Here is a 23,291-nt window from a genome sequence, read left to right as displayed (position 1 = left end):
GGTTATAAAAATATTTTTTTATTCTATAATAAATTTTGATAAATCAAGATCTTCTTCTTCGGGAGTAAGAACAAGATCTTTGTAAGTATAGTGCTCTACTATATTTACTGCATGATCTCCTATTCTTTCTATGTCCGAAATGATATCTACATATATTACAGCCGCGCTTCCCACGCATTTGCCTTCTCTTGTTCTGTTCATATGATTCTTTATAGCTTTTCTTTCTAATTTATCTATATATTCTTCCTTTTCATTAACTGAAGCACCAAATTTCAAATCTCTCTGTAAAAACATATTTATGGTATCCTTTACTGCAAGATAGCATACTTCCAGCATTTTTGCCATTTCTCCTACAGCCTCATTTGTTATTTTTTCTTTTGTAGCATATATATTCTGCATTTTTATAACTGTATTTTGTGCAAGATCTGCTATTCTCTCATAATCCCTGAGCGAATACATGATTACATTTAGTTTTTTTGTATCTTCACTTGATAAAACCGCACCTGATAATTTTATACAGAAGTTATGCAGCTTTTTATCTATTGAATTTACTGCTGTTTCCAAGCTAAATACTGCTTTGGCACTTTCCTGATTTTTAGTTTTTATATAAGTATTTGTTTCTTCCAGCATTTCTACCACAAGATTGGCAAGGGCAAGCAGTGTTTTTGAAGCCTGCTCTGTTGCCAGTACAGGTGACTGCACTATTAATTCCTCATTCAGCAGTTTTTCGTTAAATTTAGTTTCTCTGTCGCCTTTTTTAGACGGTATTATTTTCTTAACCGTTTTTTCCAGTAAAGATACAAACGGCAGTAGCATTAATGTCACAGAGAAGTTAAACAACCCGTGTGTAAAGGCCAGCTGCATCTCAGGATTCAGATGAAGCAGGGTTGTCACGAGATATTCATACGGTATGATAGCCTGAAAAAGAAATAATACAACACCAAATACTATGGCACCAAAAATATTAAATATTACATGTGCAGTTGCTGCTCTTTTTGCTGCTGTAGCTCCGCCCAGTGCAGATAAAACCGCTGTTATCGTAGTTCCTATATTATCTCCGAGAAGCACCGGTATGGCACCGACAAATGAAATCGTATGCTGTGCATAGAGAGTCTGTAATATTCCTATTGTTGCAGATGAAGACTGCACTACCATTGTAAGTGCTGTTCCTGTTAATATCCCTAATATTGGATTGTGTGATAATTTTACCATGTATTCTGCGAATACCGGTAAGTGCGCCAGAGGCTCCAGAGCTTTACTCATTATATCAAGTCCAAAAAACAAAGCACCAAATCCGAAAAAAATCTGTCCCAGGGAATTTATTTTGTTTCCCTGCGCAAACATATATATTATCGCACCAACAAACATTATGGGCAGTGCATAATCCTTAATTTTCAGTCCTATTAAAAATGCTGTTATTGTTGTTCCTATATTGGCTCCCATTATTACTCCGATTGCCTGCCGCAGATCCATCAGACCGGCTCTTACCAGCGATATCGTAAGCGCAGTAGTTCCTGAGCTGCTTTGTATCAGCATTGTTGAAAACGTTCCTACCAAAACTCCTTTTACAGGCGTATCAGTGTACTTATTTATAAGATCTCTCATTTTATCCCCGGCATAGTTCTTTAATGCTTCCCCCATAAACTTAATACCAAATAAAAAAATACCCAATCCTCCTAATAACATCATCAGAGTCTGCGGGCTTATTGCCCCTTCATTTCCATCCAGCATATTTTTCTCCCTTCATCTTTCAAAAAGCTTTTACTTTGTCACCAGTCCTACTCCGTCACCAAACGGAAGCAGTACAAAATTGTGATTATCATTCAGATAACTGATGAATTCATTTAATTTTCTTACTATCGTCTTATATCTTTTCGGTATTTCTGCTTCAGCTACCAGTCCTTTGAACATTATATTATCGATAAATATTATACAGTTATCCGATAGTTTAGGGTATGCGAGATCAAAAAACTTTTTGTACTGTCCTTTTGCCGCATCTATAAAAATAAAATCAAATTTTTCATCTATTTCACTTATTTTTTCCAGTGCATCACCTAAAATCAAAGTCACATTTTCAAAACTAAATTTTTCAAAATTCTCCTTTGCCCTGCTGTATCTTTCCTCATCTATTTCTATTGTGTAAAACTTTCCCCCGTTTCCCTCAGATATTTCTGCTAAGAATACTCCCGAGTAACCAATTGCAGTTCCTATTTCCAGAATATTTGCAGCTTTAGCTGTCTTAGCCGAAAAAATCATAAAATTTAAAACTTCCTCGGTTATTATAGGAATTTTATTTTCTTCCCCATACTTTTTTATTTCAAGTATTTTTTCATTATTTATTTTCAGCAGTTTTCTGGTATATTCAGCAGCCTTGTCAAAATCGACTATCATGCCCATCTCCCTGTATTATAATATTTTTTTTCTGATTTTCCTACTATTTTATTTTTTGCTTTCTTTATTATTAAATAAAATTTTTTTTAAATTTTCCATGTCACCCTGAATTTCGGAATATTCGAATAAAAAGCACTTATACCTTTGAATATAGAACAAAAAACCATATTTTATTTCTTTTATTTTAAAAAATTCTTCGTATTTTATTACAGAAATTTCTGCTTTTGTTTTATTTATTAATTCAAGCCTGTCCTGATAAAAAAGTACTCTTCCCCTTAACAATCCATTCTTCATTGATTTTAGAGTTTTTTTAGGGATTATAAAATAAGAATATAAATATTGAATAGAAATTCCTAAGGCTATTACCATACATAATACTTTAGAAAAACTGCTGGTGTATAAAAGTTCACTCCATATTAAAAGTATATATGCTGTTATTACAAGCAACAGCCTGTAATTGAAAACCTTTTTGAACATTATCTTTCTTATTTTATTTTCTGTATATTCAAAATTCTCTATCACTGCTGCAGGTTTTTCAAGCTTTATTTCATAATAAGGACGCAAAATTTCATCAAGAGCTTCCAGACTCTTCGGATCAAATTCATTAAATCCATAAAAGAGCAGGCTGTTATTTGTAATATGAAACAGATATCCGTCCTCTGTTTTCTCTACAGCAAATAATTCATCATATAAAAAAGTTGTTTTTTCATTTTTCAGAATATTTTCTGAAATTACCCTGTCATCAAAAAATATATCCTTGTACTCTCTTTCACTCTCAGATCTTGATTCATAAATTTCCTGTGAAAATTTTTCATAATTTACCTTGTATCTGGCATAATACAGGCGCTTCAGTCTGTCTGCATCTACTGTGTATTGTATTTCTGCTATTTCTTTCACAAAGTATCTCCTCTCTTATATCCAAACACCTTATATATATTGGGACAAAGTGCTGCTAAGTCTTTCAAGCTCATCTTTTTTGAATTCATCATAAAAAAAGAAATAAAAACTATATTTTTGAGTTAAAAACAGATATCCTTTTTTTGTCTTTTTTATTTTGTAGAATTCATTGTAATAAATCTCAGACAGCCCCATTTTTCTTTTAGATATTACCTCTATTTTATCCTTATAAAATAATATTCTTGCATATAAAAAATTCTTATTGGTAGATTTTATTATTCTTTTTCCCATGCTTTTATAATAAAATTTCAGAAAAAACAATATAAAAACTGTATATAACACAATTGTGAGAACGTTTACCAACATACTGCGGTACATTATCTGATGAAGTATTGTCAGAATAATGCCCAATAACAAAAATACAATATTCAGATTTTTATATATAATTTTACTTGCAGCAATAACTCTTTCTTCGTTAAGCTCATAATTTTCCACTGCTGCAAGAATTTCTCCCTGTGTCTTTTCATAAAATTCTTTCAGAATTATATCAATTTTAGCAAGATCTTCTGAAGAGAAGTCACTGAATTTGAAATAAAAAAACTGAATTTTACTTATAAAAAATAAATAGCTGTCTTTCTCTTTTTTTATTTTAAAAATTTCGTTATAAAAATAAGTATTTTTCTCATTTTTATCAATGATTTTAATAACTACTTTTTCATTGTCAAATTCTGCTTCGATATTTCTCGTACTGTCTGCTATTGATCCGTCAAATTCCCTCAGATATTCATCGCTGGCCGCACCGTAAGCTGACATATATGTGTCTTTCAGCCGGTTAAAATCCAGTCTGTACTTTATTTTTATAATATCTTCCATTCATAACTCCTTTCCCGGAAATTATTTATATATTCGGGCTGCTATACCAGAGTTATCTGCTGAATAATAGCAAATCTCTCATAAATAATTATTTCCAGTCTTAAAGTTCCTTTGCCGTTATCCATTCGTGCGTACTGCCTGCCGAATAATCTGAGATAAAATTATTCTTATACTCTTGAAAACGATTTTCAAGAATTGCGGTTCTTGCTCCTTTCATAAGCTTTATAAGGAAATAAAGATTATGGTATGTAGTAAGTCTCTGTCCCAGCATTTCCTCTGCCTTAAACAGATGTCTTATATAGGCTCTTGTATAATTTCTGCAGACATAACAGTCGCAGCCGTCATCAAGAGGTCTTGGATCTCTGAAATACTTGGCATTTTTTATTACAAGTCTTCCGTACTTGGTAAAAACCGTACCATGCCTTCCTATCCTTGTAGGCTGTACGCAATCCATCATATCTACTCCGTCTTCCACTGCTTCAAGCATATCCACAGGCTCACCTACGCCCATCAGATATCTGGGTTTGTTTTCAGGAAGCTTCGGCGTCATATATTCAAGTATTCTGTACATATCTTCCCTTGGCTCGCCGACAGCCAGTCCTCCTATCGCATATCCTGAAAAGTATTCATCCATCTTATAAAGCTCTTCAAAACTCTTCTCACGGAGATCCTCATATATCCCGCCCTGAAAAATCCCAAAAAGTCCCTGTCTGTCTTTATTTCTGTTAGCCTCTATACATCTCTGGGCCCATCTTGTTGTTCTCTCTATAGAAGGAATCAGATATTCCCTTGCAGAAAGCCCGGGAGGACACTCATCAAGCGCCATCATTATATCGCTTCCAAGATTATTCTGTATATCTATCGACTTTTCCGGCGAAAGAAAATGCTTTGATCCGTCTATATGCGATCTGAAATGCACACCTTCTTCTGTTATTTTTCTCAGATCCCCGAGACTAAAAACCTGAAATCCACCGCTGTCTGTAAGAATGGGTTTATCCCAGTTCATGAATTTATGCAGTCCTCCGAAGTCATCTATCAGTTTATCTCCCGGTCTTAAATATAAATGATATGTATTCCCGAGAATTATTTCTGTTTCTATAGTCTCCAGTTCTTCTCTTGTCATTGTTTTTACTGTAGCCTGAGTACCTACCGGCATAAAAACGGGTGTTTCTATCTTGCCGTGAGGTGTTTCTATTACTCCTGCTCTTGCATTTCCGTCTTTTTTTTCTAAAGTATACTTTACAGGTAATTCCATTTGTTTCTCCTTTTATCTTATTATATCAACGATGTCTTTCATTGACTTCAGATTATTTGCCAGTCTGTCAAAGTCATCACGTTTTTTTATCATAATATCAAATTTCATAAGTGAATATTCTATTCCGTTTTCCTTTGTTACAGTGGTATTTACATTTATCAGATCCATCTTAAAGTCATTAAGTACCTTTATTATATCCATTAGAATATTAGGTCTGTTAAGTGCTTTCGCAGTAAATACAAATTCATATTTTGAAGTAGACTTCCCGATTTCCTCTACATCCCACTCCACGTCAATCGCTCTGTCAGGATCATTTTTCAAAAGATTATGGAGATTTTTACAGTCTTTTCTGTGAATTACTATTCCTCTTACCTTTGTCACAAAGCCCTGTATATCATCTCCCGGAAGCGGGGTACAGCATTTGGCAAATTTATACATAGTATTGTCAGTTCCGCTTATTCTGATACCGCCTGTACTTTTTTCCTTCCTTTTATTTCCTTTCAGAGTTTCTTCTTCCAGAACCTGCTTCTCATCCAGCTCTTTCTTTACCTCAAATCTGTTTGTAAAGCCTTCCAGTGACAATTCACCTGTAGCAAATTTATAAAATAAAGATTTTGTATCATTTATATTATATTTTTTCATATATAGAAAAAGCTTCTCATCTTCTTCTATATCCTTAAATTTCAGATTTATTTTTTCCAGCTCGCGTTCAAGGAGCAGCTCTCCGTCTTTTGTTCTTTCTTCAAATTCCTTATCCTTAAACCATTTTCTGATTTTTACTTTTGAGCTGTTTGCCTTTACCATATTTATCCAGTCTTTACCAGGCCCCTTACTGTTTTTTGAAGTAAGTATTTCTATTTTATCACCGTTTTTCAGCTCGTAATCCAAAGGAACTATTTTATCGTTGACTTTAGCCCCTACGGTTTTATATCCAATCTGTGTATGTATATGAAATGCAAAATCCAAAGGCGTAGCTGCATTCTGAAGCTCTATGACATCACCTTTCGGCGTGAAAACAAATATAGTTTCATTTAATACATTATCAGTAACTTCTTTCACAAAACTATCAACATTCTCATTACCGGCAATCATTTTCTTTACTGCGGCATAATAATTCTCATCTTTGCTCTTGCTCTTTTTCTCTTTATATTTCCAGTGTGCGGCAACCCCTTCTTCTGCTATCATGTGCATGGCATAAGTTCTTATCTGCACCTCTATATTCTGTTTATCAGGTCCTTCTATAGTAGTATGTATTGACTGATAGCCGTTAGACTTAGGAACAGCTATGTAGTCCTTAAATCTTCCAGCCACAGGTATATACAGACTGTGTATTATTCCAAGAACATTGTAACATTCCACTTCTTTATTAACAAGAATCCTGATAGCAATAAGGTCATGAAGATCATTAAAATTTTTCTGCTTCTCCACCATCTTTTTATATATACTGTAAAGATGCTTCGGTCTTCCGGTTACTTCCCCCTGAATATTAAATTTCTTCAGTTCGCCGGATATCTTCTCTATTACCTCATTGGTATACTTTTCACGTTCTTTTCTCTTTGTTTTTACAAGAGTGCTTATTTCCTTATATTTTTCCGGATAAAGATACCTAAAGCTTATATCCTCCAATTCCCATTTTATTTTCGCCATTCCTATTCTATGTGCTATGGGTGCATATATTTCCAATGATTCCTTGGCCTTTTCTATCTGCTTTTCCGGTTTCATATATTTAAGTGTTCTCATATTATGGAGCCTGTCAGCGAGCTTTATTAATACTACTCTTATATCTTCAGACATAGCCACGACCATTTTTCGTATATTTTCTATTCTTTTGCTGCTGTCTGTTCTGGGAAGATTACGTAATTTTGTTACTCCGTCTACCAGCCTTGCCACTTCTTTTCCAAAATTATATTCTATATCCGGAATTGTAATAAGCGTATCTTCCACTACATCATGCAAAATACCTGCCACTATAGTGTCAGTATCAAGCCTCAAGTCTACCAGAATTTCCGCTACTTCAATAGGATGCAGGATATAATCTTCCCCGCTTTTTCTCTTCTGTCCCACATGTGATTCATATGCCAGCACAAAGGCATTCTCAATTTTGTCTACATCAACATCCAGATTATTTTCTTTAATCTTTTTTTCCAGTTCAGCAAATCTCTCTTTTATTATTCTCATTTTATCTCCCCAGATTTTAAAAAAACGACATATTACATGTCGTTATTAGTATTTTAAGATAGAATAAACACTATGACCATCTAATAAATCTCTACCATTTAAATCTTCTAATTCTATTAAGAAAGCCAGCTCATATACATCCGCCCCTAGCATTTCCACCAGCTTTACCATAGCTGCCGCAGTACCTCCCGTAGCCAGCAGATCATCTACTATAAGTACATTAGCACCTTTTTCAAAGGCATCATTATGAACTTCTATTGTATTTGTTCCGTATTCAAGATCATACTCCACCCGTGCAGTCTCTCCGGGCAATTTTCCTATTTTTCTTGCAGGAACAAATCCTGCTCCTATATTATATGCAATGGCTGCCCCGAAGATAAATCCTCTTGCGTCTGCACCAAGTACATAGTCTATTCCCTTATCTGTGTATCTGTTTGTGAAATCATCAATTATTGCATGAAGGCCTTGTTTATCCTTAAGAGCCGTAGTTATATCTCGAAACATTACTCCTTTTTCGGGAAAGTCCGGTATAGATCTAATTAATTCTTTTAATCTTTCCATTTCTAATTTTTCCATTTGTCCTCCTATTTATCCCAAATCATACCCAAAAAATTTTCATATGACTCTTTTTTCATAATTTTTTTTAAAATCCCGTTTACATTAGGATATATTTTTATTTTATCCATCTCTTCAAGCGTAAAAAATTTCAGATCGCTCAGCACACTGTCGTCACCCAGTGCAAGCTCCCCTGATTCTCTTTTTACCTTAAAGTATAAATTGATTACATGCTTAGTCTTATCCGGAGCAAGTGTTTCAGATATAAATAAAAACTCTTCAATTTTTACCGTAAGATTAGTTTCTTCCAGAAATTCTCTTTTTACTGCTTCTTCCAATGATTCTCCCCAGTCGACTCCGCCGCCCGGCAGCAGCCAATAGCTTCTTTCATTTTTTGTATGTTCTATCAGCAGTAATTTTCCGTCTTCTTCCAGTACCCCTGCTACTCTGACCCTTGGCCTATTATTATCCATTGTCACCTCAGTTATCTTCCTCATTTATTTCTGTAACCAGTTTTATTATTCTTACTTTATCTATTCTGTGACTGTCCAGATGCAGAACCCTTATGACATAATCCTCGCCGTTTACCTTATCGTTGACTTCTGCAACCTTTCCCAGTTCATAGTGGACATATCCAGCTATAGTATCGTATTCGTCAGAAATAGGAATATTTATATCCAGTTCTTTATTGACTGTTTCTATTTCTGTATCTCCCTTTATATCAAATACTTCATCTTTTATCTGATTGATATTTTCCTCTTCAAAATCATACTCATCTCTTATTTCGCCGACAATCTCCTCAAGAAGGTCTTCTATGGTAACAAGACCCAGAGTTCCTCCGTATTCATCTATTACAATTGCCATGTGATTTTGTTTTTCCCTGAATTCCTCCAGAAGCTCTATAAGAGTCTTTGTCCCCGGAATAAAATAAGCATCTCTTTTCAGTTCGCTTACCTTTACATCTTTATCCCTTGTTCTGTCGAATTTTAACAGATCCTTGGAATAAAGGATTCCTACCACATTATCTATCTGCTCTTCATAAATAGGAATTCTCGAAAATCCCTGATCTATTATGCTGTCCCATACCTCATCAAGACATTTGTTTCCTTCCAGTGCGAAAATAGATGTTCTTGGTGTCAGTATCTCCTTTGCACTTGTATCAGTAAAGTCTATAATGCTGTGTATCATTTCCTGTTCTTCTTCCTCTATTGCCCCGTCTTCTTTTCCCTGAACTACATATGTTTTTATGGAATCTTCCGTAATCAGAAACATATCATCATTTATAGGAACATTAAAAAGCCTGCTGAAAAATTTCGAAATACTTATAAAAACTACTACTATAAATTTTGATAATTTTTTTAATGTATTTATCGGGACAATAACAGCTTTGGAAATCTGTATCGAATAATTTTTGGCAATTACCTTCGGAGTAATTTCTCCGAATATTAAAAGCAGCGCAGTCATAACTACAGTTACCAGCAGACCTGCTATCCCTCTGTTTAATCCTAATTTTTGAACAACACCGAATGTAATAATCGTAGCTATGGTTGTAGCTCCTACATTCACTATATTATTACCCAGCAGTATTGTAGTAAGATATTCGTTCGGCTTAGCCAGCCATTCTTTCAGCAGCTTTACCTTTTTCTTATCTTTTATTTCTCCTATATACACTCTTCTAAATGAAGTTAAGGCTGTTTCCGATGCGGAAAAAAATGCTGAAAGCCCTATTAAGACAATCAATAAAGCTATCTCCATCCAAAACCTGAATTCTTCCAAATTTAAGCACCTTCCTTTAAAATATACCATTTATAAGATCCGTTTTAGTAAGTACCCCTACTAAACTTCCCTTATCAAATACGAAAAAGAAATCTTTTTCGTTGTCTACTATACTTGTAACTGCTTCCTGAAGATCAGCATTTACATCTATTGTATTGAACTCTTTTGTCATAATTTCTTTTGCAGTTACGCCTGTTATTTTATCATATTTTTCTCTGAACTCTTTGTTATTCGGTAATGTAATGAGAAGATCCCAGATCGCCAGTACAGGCGGCAGAGGAGCCTTTTCAGTCTTTACCAGAATATCATTTCTTGTTATTACACCTATTAATTTACCATTTTCCAATACCGGAACTCTTCCGATACCTTTTTCCTTCATTAATTTTAAAGCTTCTTCAAAACTGTCATCGGCATCTACCGTTGCCAGATTTTTATTCATAATATCCGCTATTTTTTTCATAATTCCCTCCTTAGTTTGGCACCTAGTCTTATTCATATTTTGTTATTTAAATAAGATAATGAGGCATCGGAACTCCGGCTGAATTTTTTTATATTTCACAGCCTGAGTACTTATACTCAAGGGTACAAGTGTTTTAATATTACCAGATATCAGTTACTTTGAATATACATTGTACAAAACTCCAGAAGAACACATTTCATATTAATTACCTGCTAATTTTATCATATTTTTATTTGATTAACAAGACTTATAAAAAAACTATTTTTTAGCGGCCGGTACAGCGGCACATTCGCTTTTGCTTAAATACACTGATATCGGCATTTCAGTTTTATAGTGATTTTATTCTGTTATTTTGGATAAACCCATTTTGCAGTAATGAGCTCATAATTTATTATTTCTTCCTCTCTGAAAAACAGAGAAATTTCCCTTTCAGCGCTCTCTTTTGAATCTGAGGCATGTATCAGATTATACTCTACATCCAGCGAATAATCACCTCTTACAGTTCCCGGAAGTGCTGCTTCAGGCGATGTGGCTCCTGCCAGCTTTCTCACTATATTTATTACATCCTCCCCTTCAAAAACCATTGCCAGAACAGGCGATGAAGTAATAAATCTTATCAGATCATCATAAAAAACCTTTCCTTTATGTGCCGTATAATGCTTTTCAGCAAGCTCCCTGCTGATCATCATAAATTTCATTGCAGCTATTTTTATTCCCTTTTTTTCAAATCTTTGCAGAATCTCTCCCACAAGTCCTCTTTGAATACCGTCAGGTTTAATCATTGAGAAAGTCTTTTCCATATGCTACCTCCTGAATATTTATATTATATCACATTTAACTTAGTATATAATAATGATCTTTGAGTATTTTTTAAAATTCATATGTTGTTTTTGGTCTTTTTTTCGGTTTTAACAGAAAAAACGGAAGAAATACCAGAATAACAGTTAAAAAAGCACTGATAAGCCAAGTGACTGCATACCCTGCTTTGTAGGGCAGACCATAGAATAAAAAACAATTCATTCCAATTTTCAGATAATCAGCCATACTAACAAAATATGCTTTAATGATTGAAACCGGAAGAGACTCTCCTCTGTCAGTCAGGCTTATGAATTTATCTTTTACGGAAACAGGATAACTGACACCTGTTAAAAATCCGTTTTTTATTCCTGAAATAAAACCTGCGTTTCTTTTCAGTACGGCTTTATTATTATAAACATCACTGATAAGCTTGTCATTAAGCATTTTATTTCTTACTGCCTCTTCGGACAAAGCCTGCTGTACAGTCATCCCTACTGTTTTGTTATACATTTCTGAAAGAAATTCCGGTTCATTTCCGGCTTCCGATCCTGCATATTTATTTATTCTGCTTATTTTCTCTCCGAGTTCTTTTCTCATTTTTACAGCTTTACTTTTTTTGGTGAAAAAGCTGTCTGTAGAATTCTTTTGTTCCAGATAAATCACAGTATCAGCATATTTATTCATAAAAATTTTTAAAAATCTGAAACTTTCCACCTCATATTTTATATACTGCGAAAAAAATCCCGATATCAGAACAAATATTGCCGCTGTTATATAATAGCTTTTTTTCTTCGCCATAGCCTCTCCCCGTTTCTAAAAAATAAACAGCTTGATTATATCTGTGAAAAAGCTTCTGAAAAGCTCTCAAGAGTTATAATCAAGCTGATTTTTTATGCCTACTCTCGCATTATATACAAAAATTTACTCTATTATCATTAAAACATCGCCTTTTTTTATTGTCATTCCATCTTTTGCATATATTTTTTTTATTGTTCCGCTTGCAGAAGCCTTTATTTCATTCATTAATTTCATTGCCTCCACTATACAGAGCGTATCTCCTTCCGATACTTTATCCCCTTCTTTTACATAAGGAGGCGAAGATGGTGAAGGTGCCTCATAGAAAGTCCCTACCATAGGCGATTCTATTTTAGTCCCTGAAATCTCTTCCTCTGCCGGCTTTGCTTCGATACTTTCTATATTTGAGACAGTAACAGGCTGGGCATTCTGAATAGCCTGAGATTCATTTACTGCTGCATAAACCACTTTTTCCTCAAGATTTTTTTTGATTTTTACTTTAAAATCTTCATTTTCATATTCTACACTGTCTACTTCATAAGTATTTATACTTTTAGCAAGCTCTTTTATTAGTTTTACCTTGTCTTTCATTACTTAACCTCTCTTCTTTTATTTTTAAATGATTTTAGTGTATTCCCGAGAAGGCTTGTGATAGTCATCGGACCTACCCCTCCCGGTACAGGTGTTATATACGATGCTTTTTTGGATACTCCTGTAAACTCCACATCACCGCATACCTTTCCCTCTACTCTGGAAATTCCTACATCTATAACTACTGCTCCTTCTTTTACCTTATCTTCCGTTACCAGATTAGGCACTCCTACTGCTGATATTATTATATCTGCATTTCTCATTTTTTCAAATAAATTTTTTGTTTTCGTGTGACATATCTGAACCGTGGCACTTTTCTGAAGCATCAGCATAGCCATCGGTTTTCCCACTATATTGCTTCTTCCTATTATTACGGTATCTTTACCCTGGGTTTCTATCTTATACTCATCCAGCAACTGTATTATACCATATGGCGTACAAGGTAAAAAACCACTTTCATCTCCTATTACATATTTCCCTATATTTACGGGATGAAATGCATCTACATCTTTTTCCGGCGATACACTGGTAATTACTTTCAGCTCATCTATATGCTTCGGCAGAGGCAGCTGCACTAAAATACCGTCTGTATTTTCATCATTATTCAGATCGGTTATAAGCTTCAAAAGTTCCTCTTCGCTTACATCCCCGCTCAGATAATGTATTGCTGAGTTAAATCCTGCTTTTTCACAGGCTTTTGCCTTATTATTTACATATATTTTTGAAGCAGGGTCCTCTCCGGCAAGAATAACTGCCAGTCCTGCTTTTCTCCCTATTTCTTTCGAAAGTATTTCATGCTCTCTTCTTATCTGTTCTCTTATTTTTTCGGAAACTGCTTTTCCGTCTATTAATATCAAAGCTATTCCCCCTTATTCTTAAGCATATCTTTCCAAAAGTTTAGTTCCTGCAGATTAGCACTTATATTAACATCCACTACTGCCACATCATCAGGCGTTTCCAGTTTATACGTGGTAAAATTCAGTATTCCTTTAATATGATTTTTCACCAGTATATCAGTAACTATCTGTGCCTGTTCTTTTATTACAGATAAAATAGCAGTATCTACGTTTATTTTGCCAAGATCACTGTCTATATCCTTAATATCCTTAATTTTTATATTCAGATCCTTTATTTCTTTTCCGACCTTACTCGGACTTTTATCGAATACTTCTACTATATTAAAGCTTTTCCCCAAAACCTCCGTATTGGAAGTCAGCATTTCGCCGACCTTCCCGTGTCCTACAAGAATCACTTTATTTATTCTGTCTATTCCAAGTATTCTTTCTATTATAGATATGAGATTTTCAATATCATATCCTTTTCCTCTTATGCCAAATTCCCCAAAAGTGGATAAATCCCTTCTTATCTGAGCTGAAGTAGTATTCATTATCTTTGAAAGTTCAGATGAATTTATATACTCCTCATATTTCTTCATGTCATGCAAAATTGATAAATACTTGGTTAACCTTTGTATAACTCTGTCCGAAATATCGTCTCTCTTTAATTTCATTTTTCCCTCCTAAAATTTAAATAAATTTATCCCCTGTTTGAAATACCCTTCCATTAAGCAAATCTATCCCACTTTGGTTCTTTTTTCCCTGTAATTTAACATTTTTTAATATCAGATTCCCGTCTCTTAATTTTACCACAGGCCCGTGTTTTTTCTTTAAGGCTACTATCTCACCGAAGTCTCCCTCATATTCTTCATAATCTTTCTCAGTTTCATATATTTTTACTACTGTATCCTTAAAAGTAGTATAAGCACCGGGAAAAGGATTCAAACCTCTGACTTTGTTGTATACCTCCTCTGCCGGTCTGCTCCAGTCTATCTTCTCTTCCTCTTTTGTGATAGGCTTTACAAATGTTGCCTTTGTATGATCCTGAGGTGACGAAGTAACTTCTTCTTTTTCAATAAGAGTGATTGCTTTTCCGAGAAGCTCCGCTCCTATTACTTTTAGTTTGTCATGCAGTGTCCCCAGTGTGTCGGTTTCTGTTATTTCACACGATTCCATAAGAATTACATCTCCTGAATCCAATCCTTCTTCAATATACATAATACTTACACCTGTTTCTTTTTCACCATTTAATATCGCTGAATGTATCGGTGAAGCACCTCTGTATTTTGGCAGAAGTGATGAATGAACATTTATTATCCCGTATTTTGGAATCTCTATTATTTCTCTGGGCAATATTTTACCATATGCCACCACTACAATCAAATCAGGATCCAAATCCTTTATTTTCTTTATCAGTTCACTGTCTTTCATCTTACGAGGCTGTATAATTTCTATATTATGCTCTATTCCAAACTGCTTTACAGGATTTATTATAATTTTATTCCCTCTTGCATTCGGTTTATCCTCTTTAGTAAATATAGCAGTAAGCTCAGTGGTCTCAAAGACTTTTTCCAGACTCGGTACTGCAAATTCAGGGGTTCCCATAAATATTGTTTTCATGTTTACTCCTTTTCCTATGTTTATTTTTTACTCTTTATTTCATTATCTAAAACATTTCTCAGATTTTCCAAAGGTCGGTAAGCCCGGTTTTTCTTAGCGGCAAATTCTATATTTTTTATATATCTTGCAGTATCATATTCTCCTATAATTCCGTCAAGAAAAATATATGTAATATACAAATTATCATCTGTAACCAAAGGATAATAAACAGTCAGTTCCAGTCTGCCGTCATCACTTTTTTTATAGGTAAATTCCACAGTTTTCGAATCCAGAATAGTGCCTTTATAGTCTATTATTATCGGTAATTCCACTCTTTGTTTGAGCGCCTCTATTTTCCATAATCTGTCTTTCGGAGCTGCTTTGGCAATTTTTATTACCACGGGAAATAATTCAGGTATACCATTGGCTGTAATTGTAAGAACTCTGTCTTTATCAGTATTCGGCTTTATTTCTACCGAAAGACTCGGATCTATTTCTCTTATTTTATCATCTAGATCTGCTATGTATTTATTCTGATATTTATCTCCCTCGTTAAAACTGTCCATTATCTGCTTTTCAGTTTTTGAATATAAATCCCAAAAATCTTTTATATCCTCCTGCTTTATCTCCTGCACCGACCCGATACTGTCTATGCTGTCAAGACCTGATCTTATATTTATTTCCTTATTCTCTTTTCCGCATGAAAATAAAAGCAGAAGAAAAAATAAACAGATTATTTTTTTCATATTTTAGTTACCTTCTTTTTTTATTTGTGCCAGTCTTTTCGATATTAGTCTTTTATTTAAAGGTGAGATTTTATCTATGAATAAAATACCGTCCAAGTGATCCAGCTCATGCTGGAATACTCTTGCCCATACTTCATTAAGCTCTTCTTCCACAGTTTCGCCTTTTTCATTTTGGTATCTTACCTTTATTTTCTCAGGTCTTTTTACTCTTTTATAGATACCTGGAATACTCAGACAACCTTCTTCCAGCTCTATTTCTTCCTTACCGAACTCAATAATTTCGGGATTAATAATTTTCTTCACATTTCCGTCTACTTCACCTACAAAAAATCTTTGTGTTAGTCCGACCTGATTAGCTGCGAGGCCTACTCCGCTTTCTTCTCTCATTGTTTCGACCATTTCATCAAGTATTTGTCTTATCTCATCTGTTATTTCGGTAACTTCCTTAGATACTTCACGCAGCACCGGATTACCATAATATATTATTTTCATTATTTTCTCCTTTATCTTTATAATAAATTCACGGGATCCACGTCTACACTTATTCTGACATCCTTTTCCCGGTAATTTACCAGTGAGCTTCTAATTCTGTGCTTAATATTGTTTATAGATATTCTATCAGATTTTATAAAAATTTGATACCTGTATCTGTTATTAATACGATATATGGGTGCTTTAAACGGTTTTGGAATAAAACTATTCTTCTCCTTTATCATATTATAAAACTTTTCCGCCTTTTCCTTCAAACCTGTTTCTGTTTCCGAGGATATTACTATATTAATGATTCTCCCGTACGGAGGATATTTCAGTATTTTTCTTATTTCCATTTCATTTTCATAGTAGCCCTCATAGTTATCACTTATCGTTTTCTTTATTGCATCATTGTCCGGATCATAAGTCTGAATCAGAACCTCTCCTTCTTTCTTTTCACGCCCGGATCTTCCGGAAGCCTGCGTAAGCAGCTGATAAGTTTTTTCCCCGGCCCTGAAATCAGGAAAATTAAGTATTATATCTGCATTTATTATACTTACCAAGGTTACATTGGGAAAATGAAATCCTTTGGCAATAATCTGCGTTCCCAGTAGTATATCATATTTATGATTTTTAAAGTCATTGTACATTTTTTCAAACTGCTCCTGAGTTTTTGTATTCTCGGAATCAATTCTCAAAATCCTTGCATCTTTAAATATCTCACCAAGCTCCAGCTCTATTTTTTCTGTTCCCGTTCCGAGATGGATAAGATTTTTACTGCCGCAGTTACCGCATACAGGCTTAAAATACTTTTCATAGCCGCAGTAATGACATTTCAGCTTATTTTCTTTTCTGTAATAATTAAGGCTTATACTGCAGTTAGGGCACGTTTCCACTGTTCCGCAGTCTCTGCACTTTATAAATGTAGAAAACGCTTTTCTGTTTAGTATCAATATTATCTGTTCATTTTTTAACAGCTTTTCTGATATTTTTTCCAGAAGCTCGTGTGAAAAATTTCCGTTCACATTCTGCAGATTAACAAGGTCGTATACAGGCTTTTTGGCGTCATTATATCTGTTTTTCAGTTCCAGAAGCTCTATTACGCCCTCCTTAGCCTGATAATATGTATCAAATGAAGGAGTCGCCGAACCAAGTATCACTTTTACATTTTCTAACAGATTAGCTCTCTTTATTGCCACATTTTTAGTATGATATCTGGGATTGCTCTCCTGCTTGTAAGTAGTTTCATGCTCTTCATCCAGAATTATATATTTCAGATTCTGAACAGGTGCAAAAACAGCTGATCTTGCTCCTATTACTACTTTTTTGTTTCCGCTTTTTATGGCATTCCACTCTTCTTTTCTTTCCTTTGTAGTAAGTCTGCTGTGAAGAAGAGCTACATTATTGGAAAACTCTCTTTTCAGCCTGTCCATCATCTGAGGTGTGAGTGATATTTCAGGAACCAGAAAGATAGAACCTCCGCCGGATTTCAGCGCATTTTTTATCAGTCTTATATATACCTCTGTTTTTCCTGAACCTGTTATCCCTTTTATGAGATAATAGTCATTATTTCCATTTTCTATTGCTTCTACTGTATTTTTTTGTTCTTCGTTAAGTTCTATATCAGTTTCATTTATTATTCCGTCAGTTTCTATTTCTTTGATCTTATTTTCTTTTGTGACCAAATGTTTCTCTATTTTTACCGCGTCCTTTGACTGTGCATAAGAAACAAGGTCTTTGCCAAACTTTTTTATAAGTGTGGCAGATGTAACAACCTTTTTCTTTTTCATATAATCATTAAAATCTTTTATTGTTTCTGAATTATACTTTTCTGCATTTTCAAGCTCTTTATAAAAAACTGCTTTCTGTGAATAATTAAGCTTTAATATTCCCGGAAAGACTGTTTTTATTACGTTATAATAGTCACTTATATAATAAACAGCCATCCAGTCCATAAGCTTTATAATATCTTCAGGAATTGAGAGAATATCTGCCCTGCTGTCTATTTCCTTTATTTTTTTTATATCAAAATCTATTTTATCTTCTTCTGTTTCTCTTAATATAACAGCCGATCTCTTGCGGCCCGAAAAGTCTACTATACACCATTCCCCAGGCTTGTATTCCTCTTCTGATTTATATGTAAAAAAACTTTTTGTATTTTCCACATAAAGCACATAATATTTCATTTATTCTCCCGGTCATTCCAAATTAATAACTATTTTTGTTTTACCGTCTATTTTGCTTCCCTTTGCAGGTGACTGCGACTTTACCCTTCCGCTGCCGCTGACCTTATAATTAGGATACATATCGGCAGGAAGTATCATAAGTACTTCTCTCAGACTCAAACCTGTAAAATCAGGCATAACTCCGCTTAATAGAGAATTTTCCAAATCCTGATGATTTTGCGGTTTTGTTTTATTGTCATTACCTACATTAAGATTTACTATTATATTTTCTTCGCCGTTTGGCTTAATACCTTTATATTTTATAATTTTCTCTATCATTGCCTTAACTGTAGGAAGCGCAACCTGTGCACCGTAATACTGTCCTTTAGGTTCATCTATTGTTACAAGAATAGTATATTTGGGATTATCCACAGGAAAAAAAGCGAAAAACGAAGATACATAACCTCCGCCGGCATAGCCTCTGCTTCCGGCTTTTTGTGCTGTTCCTGTTTTTCCTCCTATTTTATATCCTTCTATTCTTGTTCCTCTCCCTGTTCCTTTATCTACAACACTTTCCATGATTCTTCTTACTTCTCTTGCCACATCAGGGGAAAAAACTACTTCTTCCACTACAGGCTTTGTCAGCTCAAGTACTTTTCCGTTTTCATCTATAATTTTATCCACTACATATGGTCTTACTCTTTTCCCGTCATTTACTATAGTATTAAGTGCAGTTATTATCTGAATCTGTGTCATTGATATTCCCTGTCCGAAAGACATATTTGCCTTTTTTACGCCGTCCCATTTGCTCGGCGGCTGAACTCTTATAGCTGTTTCCGAGTAAAGGTCTATTCCTGTTTTGCTGTCCAGTCCGAATTTTTTCAGATATTCGTAAAATGTTTCATCCTTTATTCTTTCGGCAATTTTTACCATCGCCACATTTCCTGAAAGCGAGATTATCTTTTCAAGAGTCAGGTCCCCTATTGTAGAGGCATCATGATCTTTTATTATTCTGTCCTTTACCTGAATCTGTCCTGATGAATTTATTATGGAATTTTTATTTATTACACCCTCCTGAAGACCTTCAGCCACTATAAGCGGCTTAAAAATAGAACCCGGCTCGAACAAATCCGATATATTGTTATTCTTTATTTCGGAATTATCCTTTGCTTTCGGATAAGAAGACATTGCTATAATCTTACCGGTATCGCTTTCCATTATTATACCTGTTGCAGTCTTGGCATCAAATTCCAGATAGGCCTTTTTTAATTCCTCATCTAATGTATACTGTAATACAGAATCAATTGTAAGCACAAGGTTCTTTCCGTCTTCGGCGTATTTCTTTTCTGCCCTTCTCTTGGCAGTAGGAAGCTCAAAATCTCTGTATGTTGCTCTGTAAGTAGCTATTACTCCGTTTGTCCCTTCAAGAGTATCCTCATAGTACTTTTCAAGACCATATACACCCTTTCCTTCAGAATTCAAAAAACCAATTACAGGACCATACAGTTCTTTTCCGGGATCTTTTCTTTTATATATTGTTTCAAAGAAAACTCCGAATTTCAGCCCTGATTCTTTGGCAAGCTCGCTGTTCATCCTGTTTTTCATATTATAATCAATAGGCTCTCCTACTTTCAGATACTTTCTGCTCAGTCTTTTTTTGTCATTAATTTCTTTTTTCAAAGTTTCAAACTTTATTGCTTTTACTTCTGATGAAATTATACTTGATACTTTATCTATGTTTTCTGCCTTTATTAAAGTAGGATCTAGAATAATCTGATATGCTTCCACATCATATGCTATATCCTGACCGTCTGTTGTTATAATGCTTCCCCTTTTGGCTTTTGTAATTACCTCACTGTAGTATTGTCTGTATCCTACCTCAGACCATCGGCGCCCTTCCATTACCTGAATTTTAAATAATATCAGCAGCAGAAACAAAAAACTAAAGAAAAAGAACATGCATACTATTATGAATCTGCCTTTAAAGCTATATTTTCTTTTCATATATTCACCTTAATCAGAGATTTTTGACAAAATAATATCTGTTACTATTTTTGGATTAGCCTTCCCTTTTGATAATTTCATTGCCTGTCCTACCAGAAATCCCATTGCTTTATCCTTTCCGGCTTTATAATCTTCTATGGACTGTGCATTTTCACCTAAAACTGTATCTACTATTTTTTCTATCTCATTATTGTCTGTTATCTGAACAAGACCTTTTTCTTTTACTATTTCTCCCGGATCTCTGTCTTCTGTGAGAAGAACTTCGAATATTTCCTTTGCTATTTTAGAACTGATTGTGTTATTTTTTATCAAAACTATTAATTTTCCCAGATTTTCCGGTGAAACCGAGAATTCTTCTATTGATATATTTTTTTCTTTAAGTATTCTCAATACTTCTGTCAAAACCCAATTTGAAGAAAGCTTGGCATCTCCCGAGGTCTTTGTTACCTTTTCATAATAATCGGCCAGCTCGATTTCTCCCGAAAGAATTCCTGCATCATATTCGGGAATTTTGTATTCAGCTATGAATCTTACCACTTTATCCTCAGAAAACTCAGGCATCTCTTTTTCCACTGCCGCAAGTCTGTTTTCTGAAATATGAACTCTTGGAAGATCAGGTTCCGGAAAATATCTGTAATCCATAGATTCTTCCTTGCTTCTCATTGGTCTTGTTATTCCGTTTTCTTCATCCCACAGCCTTGTTTCCTGTACGATTCTTCCTCCGTTTTCGATTATTTCTATCTGTCTCGCTGTTTCATACTCTATTGCTCTTACCACTGCTTTGAAAGAGTTCAGGTTTTTAGTTTCTGTTCTTGTTCCCAGCTCAGTGTCTCCTTTTACCCTTACAGATACATTGGCATCACATCTTAGTGACCCCAGCTCCATACTTACATCACTGATTTTTGTATATTTCAGTCTTTCTCTCAGTGTAGTCAGATATGCATATGCCTCTTCCTGATTTTTTATTTCAGGCTTTGAAATAATTTCAATCAGTGGAATAGATGCTCTGTTAAAATTCAAAAGGGATTCGCTGTCTGTATGTATATTTTTTGCTGTATCTTCTTCTATTTGTATTCTTTCGATTCCTACCCTTGCTTCTTTACCGCTGTTTGTTTTTATGTTCAGATACCCGTTTTCCGCATATGGTTTAAAATATTGTGTAATTTGATAATTTTTCGGAGAATCGGGATAAAAATAATTCTTTCTGTCAAACTGACTGTTTGGATTTATTTCGCAGTTTAGTGCCAGTGCAGCTTTTATTGCATAATCCAGTACCTTATCATTTAGTTTCGGAAGTGCTCCGGGCTGTCCTGTACACACCGGACAAGTTGATGTATTCGGATCTTTATGATCATAGTCTGCATCGCACCCGCACCATACTTTTGTTTTCGTTTTCAGCTGGCAGTGTACTTCCAGACCTATTACCGTTTCGTATTCTTTGCTCATTTTTCCTCCTATAGCTCAGGATATGTTATTTTTCCTCTTATTTTTTCAAATTTATCAGATACTCTGAATAGTGTAGCTTCATCAAAAAACTTTCCTATTATTTGCAGTCCCACGGGAAGTCCGTCTACAAAACCTGCAGGAACCGATATTCCCGGAAGTCCGGCAAGATTTATAGATACTGTATATATATCTGCAAGATACATCTGTACAGGATCCTCCATTTTTTCGCCTTTTTTAAACGGAAGTACAGGCGATGTAGGTGTAAGTATTACATCTACTTCTTCCAGTGCCTTATCAAAATCATTTTTTATAAGTCTTCTTACCTGTGAAGCTTTCTTATAATAAGCATCGTAAAACCCGCTGCTTAATACATAATTTCCAAGCATTATTCTTCTTTTTACCTCTTTACCAAGGCCCTGTGTTCTTGATTTCACATACATATCTTCTATGCTGCTGTTATCTCCTCTGTAGCCGTATCTTACCCCGTCATATCTTGCAAGATTCGAGGCCGCTTCTGCACAGGCTATTATATAATATGTCGGAACAGCATATTTTGTATGAGGCAGTGATATTTCCCTGATCTCTGCACCCTGCTCCTTAAGCATGTTTATCGAATTATCTATAACTTTTTTTATTTCACTGTCAAGACTTTCTGCAAAATACTCCTTTGGTATTCCTATTTTCAGACCTTTTATATCTCCGTTAAGATATTCAGTATAATTATCTACCGGTACATCTGCAGAAGTAGAGTCCATTTCATCATAACCTGCTATTATTTTCAATGTTTCAGCTGCATCTCTTACAGTTTTGGAAAAAACCCCGATCTGATCAAGAGAAGAGCCGAAAGCCATTAATCCATATCTTGATACTCTTCCGTAAGTAGGCTTTATTCCTACTACTCCTGATAATGCCGCAGGCTGTCTTACGCTTCCTCCTGTATCTGTTCCCAGCGCCACAGGTGCTTCTCCTGCTGCCACTGCTGTTGCAGACCCTCCGCTGCTTCCTCCGGGAACTCTGTCAGTATCCCATACATTGGAAACCGGTTTTATTCCGGAATTTTCATTTGACGACCCCATTGCGAACTCATCCATATTAGTCTTTCCCAATATCGGCATGCAGCTTTCCTTTATTTTTTTAACAACAGTAGAATCATAAATTCCAATGTAGTTATCTAAAATTTTTGATGCTGATGTTGTCAAATCACCTATAGATAAAATATTATCCTTTATTGCTATAGGAACACCATGCAAAGGACTGCTGTTTTCTTTTTCCCCGTATTCTCTTGCTTCTTTAAGTGCTTTTTCGCTGTTTACGCTGACAAAAGCCCCTGTTTTTTCATCTATTGAATTAATTCTGTCTAAGAATATCTTAGTCACTTCCTCAGAAGTAATATCAGAATTTTTTATTTTTTCCGACAGCTCTACTGCTGATAATTCATGTAGTTTCATATAATCT

General features: G+C 34.8%; 22 protein-coding genes. All 22 read right to left on the bottom strand.

Features of this window, described 5'->3' with window-relative positions:
- Window positions 1–18 precede the first annotated feature (18 nt).
- The 22 genes from STERM_RS05885 to gatA all read right to left on the bottom strand — a co-directional run bounded on the left by STERM_RS05885 (window position 19) and on the right by gatA (window position 23,284).
- On the bottom strand, window positions 19–1,731 hold the full coding sequence (locus STERM_RS05885) for a Na/Pi cotransporter family protein (protein WP_012860655.1): 1,713 nt from the start codon (window positions 1,729–1,731) through the stop codon (window positions 19–21).
- 30 nt (window positions 1,732–1,761) lie between these two features.
- Window positions 1,762–2,391, bottom strand: a complete 630-nt coding sequence (locus STERM_RS05880) for an O-methyltransferase (protein WP_012860654.1) — start codon at window positions 2,389–2,391, stop codon at window positions 1,762–1,764.
- A 48-nt stretch (window positions 2,392–2,439) separates the two neighbouring features.
- Entirely contained in the window at window positions 2,440–3,288 is an 849-nt protein-coding gene (locus tag STERM_RS05875; RefSeq protein ID WP_012860653.1) for a hypothetical protein, read from the bottom strand.
- 30 nt (window positions 3,289–3,318) lie between these two features.
- Entirely contained in the window at window positions 3,319–4,161 is an 843-nt protein-coding gene (locus STERM_RS05870) for a YcxB family protein (protein ID WP_012860652.1), read from the bottom strand.
- A 100-nt stretch (window positions 4,162–4,261) separates the two neighbouring features.
- Window positions 4,262–5,416, bottom strand: coding sequence for a tRNA guanosine(34) transglycosylase Tgt (tgt, locus tag STERM_RS05865; protein ID WP_012860651.1), 1,155 nt, complete (start codon window positions 5,414–5,416; stop codon window positions 4,262–4,264).
- A 12-nt stretch (window positions 5,417–5,428) separates the two neighbouring features.
- The gene (locus STERM_RS05860) at window positions 5,429–7,594 is read right to left on the bottom strand and encodes a RelA/SpoT family protein (protein ID WP_012860650.1); all 2,166 of its coding nucleotides are present in this window, start codon (window positions 7,592–7,594) and stop codon (window positions 5,429–5,431) included.
- A 45-nt stretch (window positions 7,595–7,639) separates the two neighbouring features.
- The gene (locus tag STERM_RS05855) at window positions 7,640–8,170 is read right to left on the bottom strand and encodes an adenine phosphoribosyltransferase (RefSeq protein WP_012860649.1); all 531 of its coding nucleotides are present in this window, start codon (window positions 8,168–8,170) and stop codon (window positions 7,640–7,642) included.
- Window positions 8,171–8,178: 8 nt separating this feature from the next.
- Entirely contained in the window at window positions 8,179–8,622 is a 444-nt protein-coding gene (locus STERM_RS05850) for an NUDIX domain-containing protein (RefSeq protein WP_012860648.1), read from the bottom strand.
- A 7-nt stretch (window positions 8,623–8,629) separates the two neighbouring features.
- Window positions 8,630–9,904, bottom strand: a complete 1,275-nt coding sequence (locus STERM_RS05845) for a hemolysin family protein (protein WP_012860647.1) — start codon at window positions 9,902–9,904, stop codon at window positions 8,630–8,632.
- Between the two features lie 37 nt (window positions 9,905–9,941).
- Window positions 9,942–10,385: a CBS domain-containing protein gene (locus STERM_RS05840; protein ID WP_012860646.1), complete on the bottom strand. Its 444-nt coding sequence runs from the start codon at window positions 10,383–10,385 to the stop codon at window positions 9,942–9,944.
- 347 nt (window positions 10,386–10,732) lie between these two features.
- Window positions 10,733–11,185 carry a nucleoside-diphosphate kinase gene (gene ndk, locus STERM_RS05835; protein ID WP_012860645.1) on the bottom strand — a complete coding sequence of 151 codons (453 nt, stop codon included), beginning with the start codon at window positions 11,183–11,185 and terminating at the stop codon, window positions 10,733–10,735.
- A gap of 70 nt (window positions 11,186–11,255) precedes the next feature.
- On the bottom strand, window positions 11,256–11,981 hold the full coding sequence (locus tag STERM_RS05830; protein ID WP_012860644.1) for a hypothetical protein: 726 nt from the start codon (window positions 11,979–11,981) through the stop codon (window positions 11,256–11,258).
- Between the two features lie 123 nt (window positions 11,982–12,104).
- The gene (gene accB, locus STERM_RS05825) at window positions 12,105–12,569 is read right to left on the bottom strand and encodes an acetyl-CoA carboxylase biotin carboxyl carrier protein (RefSeq protein ID WP_012860643.1); all 465 of its coding nucleotides are present in this window, start codon (window positions 12,567–12,569) and stop codon (window positions 12,105–12,107) included.
- A complete protein-coding gene (folD, locus tag STERM_RS05820; RefSeq protein WP_012860642.1) occupies window positions 12,569–13,426 on the bottom strand; it encodes a bifunctional methylenetetrahydrofolate dehydrogenase/methenyltetrahydrofolate cyclohydrolase FolD in 858 nt (285 codons plus the stop codon). The genes accB and folD overlap by 1 nt, the downstream gene beginning before the upstream one ends.
- Before the next feature lie 2 nt (window positions 13,427–13,428).
- Window positions 13,429–14,079, bottom strand: a complete 651-nt coding sequence (locus STERM_RS05815) for a redox-sensing transcriptional repressor Rex (protein ID WP_012860641.1) — start codon at window positions 14,077–14,079, stop codon at window positions 13,429–13,431.
- A 16-nt stretch (window positions 14,080–14,095) separates the two neighbouring features.
- Entirely contained in the window at window positions 14,096–15,025 is a 930-nt protein-coding gene (gene fmt, locus STERM_RS05810) for a methionyl-tRNA formyltransferase (RefSeq protein WP_012860640.1), read from the bottom strand.
- Window positions 15,026–15,045: 20 nt separating this feature from the next.
- A complete protein-coding gene (locus STERM_RS05805) occupies window positions 15,046–15,750 on the bottom strand; it encodes a hypothetical protein (RefSeq protein ID WP_012860639.1) in 705 nt (234 codons plus the stop codon).
- A gap of 3 nt (window positions 15,751–15,753) precedes the next feature.
- Complete coding sequence (def, locus tag STERM_RS05800; RefSeq protein ID WP_012860638.1) at window positions 15,754–16,242, bottom strand: peptide deformylase; 489 nt, start codon at window positions 16,240–16,242, stop codon at window positions 15,754–15,756.
- 17 nt (window positions 16,243–16,259) lie between these two features.
- Window positions 16,260–18,407 carry a replication restart helicase PriA gene (gene priA / locus STERM_RS05795; RefSeq protein WP_012860637.1) on the bottom strand — a complete coding sequence of 716 codons (2,148 nt, stop codon included), beginning with the start codon at window positions 18,405–18,407 and terminating at the stop codon, window positions 16,260–16,262.
- 12 nt (window positions 18,408–18,419) lie between these two features.
- A complete protein-coding gene (locus tag STERM_RS05790; RefSeq protein ID WP_012860636.1) occupies window positions 18,420–20,390 on the bottom strand; it encodes a penicillin-binding protein in 1,971 nt (656 codons plus the stop codon).
- Between the two features lie 9 nt (window positions 20,391–20,399).
- On the bottom strand, window positions 20,400–21,836 hold the full coding sequence (gatB, locus tag STERM_RS05785) for an Asp-tRNA(Asn)/Glu-tRNA(Gln) amidotransferase subunit GatB (RefSeq protein WP_012860635.1): 1,437 nt from the start codon (window positions 21,834–21,836) through the stop codon (window positions 20,400–20,402).
- 8 nt (window positions 21,837–21,844) lie between these two features.
- Complete coding sequence (gene gatA / locus STERM_RS05780; RefSeq protein ID WP_012860634.1) at window positions 21,845–23,284, bottom strand: Asp-tRNA(Asn)/Glu-tRNA(Gln) amidotransferase subunit GatA; 1,440 nt, start codon at window positions 23,282–23,284, stop codon at window positions 21,845–21,847.
- Window positions 23,285–23,291: the final 7 nt, after the last annotated feature.

The organism is Sebaldella termitidis ATCC 33386, from assembly GCF_000024405.1.
Classification (GTDB): domain Bacteria; phylum Fusobacteriota; class Fusobacteriia; order Fusobacteriales; family Leptotrichiaceae; genus Sebaldella; species Sebaldella termitidis.
The sequence above is the reverse complement of the archived record's forward strand: the minus strand, read 5'-3'. Positions and strand labels throughout refer to the sequence as shown.

What these genes read in the sequence shown, in the direction of transcription:
- fmt (WP_012860640.1), bottom strand. Translation starts at nt 15,025, where the DNA reads ATGAAAACAATATTTATGGGAACCCCTGAATTTGCAGTACCGAGTCTG.
- STERM_RS05845 (WP_012860647.1), bottom strand. Translation starts at nt 9,904, where the DNA reads ATGGAGATAGCTTTATTGATTGTCTTAATAGGGCTTTCAGCATTTTTT.
- def (WP_012860638.1), bottom strand. Translation starts at nt 16,242, where the DNA reads ATGAAAATAATATATTATGGTAATCCGGTGCTGCGTGAAGTATCTAAG.
- ndk (WP_012860645.1), bottom strand. Translation starts at nt 11,185, where the DNA reads ATGGAAAAGACTTTCTCAATGATTAAACCTGACGGTATTCAAAGAGGA.
- STERM_RS05860 (WP_012860650.1), bottom strand. Translation starts at nt 7,594, where the DNA reads ATGAGAATAATAAAAGAGAGATTTGCTGAACTGGAAAAAAAGATTAAA.
- STERM_RS05805 (WP_012860639.1), bottom strand. Translation starts at nt 15,750, where the DNA reads ATGAAAAAAATAATCTGTTTATTTTTTCTTCTGCTTTTATTTTCATGC.
- STERM_RS05855 (WP_012860649.1), bottom strand. Translation starts at nt 8,170, where the DNA reads ATGGAAAAATTAGAAATGGAAAGATTAAAAGAATTAATTAGATCTATA.
- gatA (WP_012860634.1), bottom strand. Translation starts at nt 23,284, where the DNA reads ATGAAACTACATGAATTATCAGCAGTAGAGCTGTCGGAAAAAATAAAA.
- STERM_RS05850 (WP_012860648.1), bottom strand. Translation starts at nt 8,622, where the DNA reads ATGGATAATAATAGGCCAAGGGTCAGAGTAGCAGGGGTACTGGAAGAA.
- STERM_RS05880 (WP_012860654.1), bottom strand. Translation starts at nt 2,391, where the DNA reads ATGATAGTCGATTTTGACAAGGCTGCTGAATATACCAGAAAACTGCTG.
- STERM_RS05870 (WP_012860652.1), bottom strand. Translation starts at nt 4,161, where the DNA reads ATGGAAGATATTATAAAAATAAAGTACAGACTGGATTTTAACCGGCTG.
- accB (WP_012860643.1), bottom strand. Translation starts at nt 12,569, where the DNA reads ATGAAAGACAAGGTAAAACTAATAAAAGAGCTTGCTAAAAGTATAAAT.
- STERM_RS05830 (WP_012860644.1), bottom strand. Translation starts at nt 11,981, where the DNA reads ATGGCGAAGAAAAAAAGCTATTATATAACAGCGGCAATATTTGTTCTG.
- STERM_RS05885 (WP_012860655.1), bottom strand. Translation starts at nt 1,731, where the DNA reads ATGCTGGATGGAAATGAAGGGGCAATAAGCCCGCAGACTCTGATGATG.
- STERM_RS05840 (WP_012860646.1), bottom strand. Translation starts at nt 10,385, where the DNA reads ATGAAAAAAATAGCGGATATTATGAATAAAAATCTGGCAACGGTAGAT.
- priA (WP_012860637.1), bottom strand. Translation starts at nt 18,407, where the DNA reads ATGAAATATTATGTGCTTTATGTGGAAAATACAAAAAGTTTTTTTACA.
- tgt (WP_012860651.1), bottom strand. Translation starts at nt 5,416, where the DNA reads ATGGAATTACCTGTAAAGTATACTTTAGAAAAAAAAGACGGAAATGCA.
- STERM_RS05815 (WP_012860641.1), bottom strand. Translation starts at nt 14,079, where the DNA reads ATGAAATTAAAGAGAGACGATATTTCGGACAGAGTTATACAAAGGTTA.
- STERM_RS05790 (WP_012860636.1), bottom strand. Translation starts at nt 20,390, where the DNA reads ATGAAAAGAAAATATAGCTTTAAAGGCAGATTCATAATAGTATGCATG.
- gatB (WP_012860635.1), bottom strand. Translation starts at nt 21,836, where the DNA reads ATGAGCAAAGAATACGAAACGGTAATAGGTCTGGAAGTACACTGCCAG.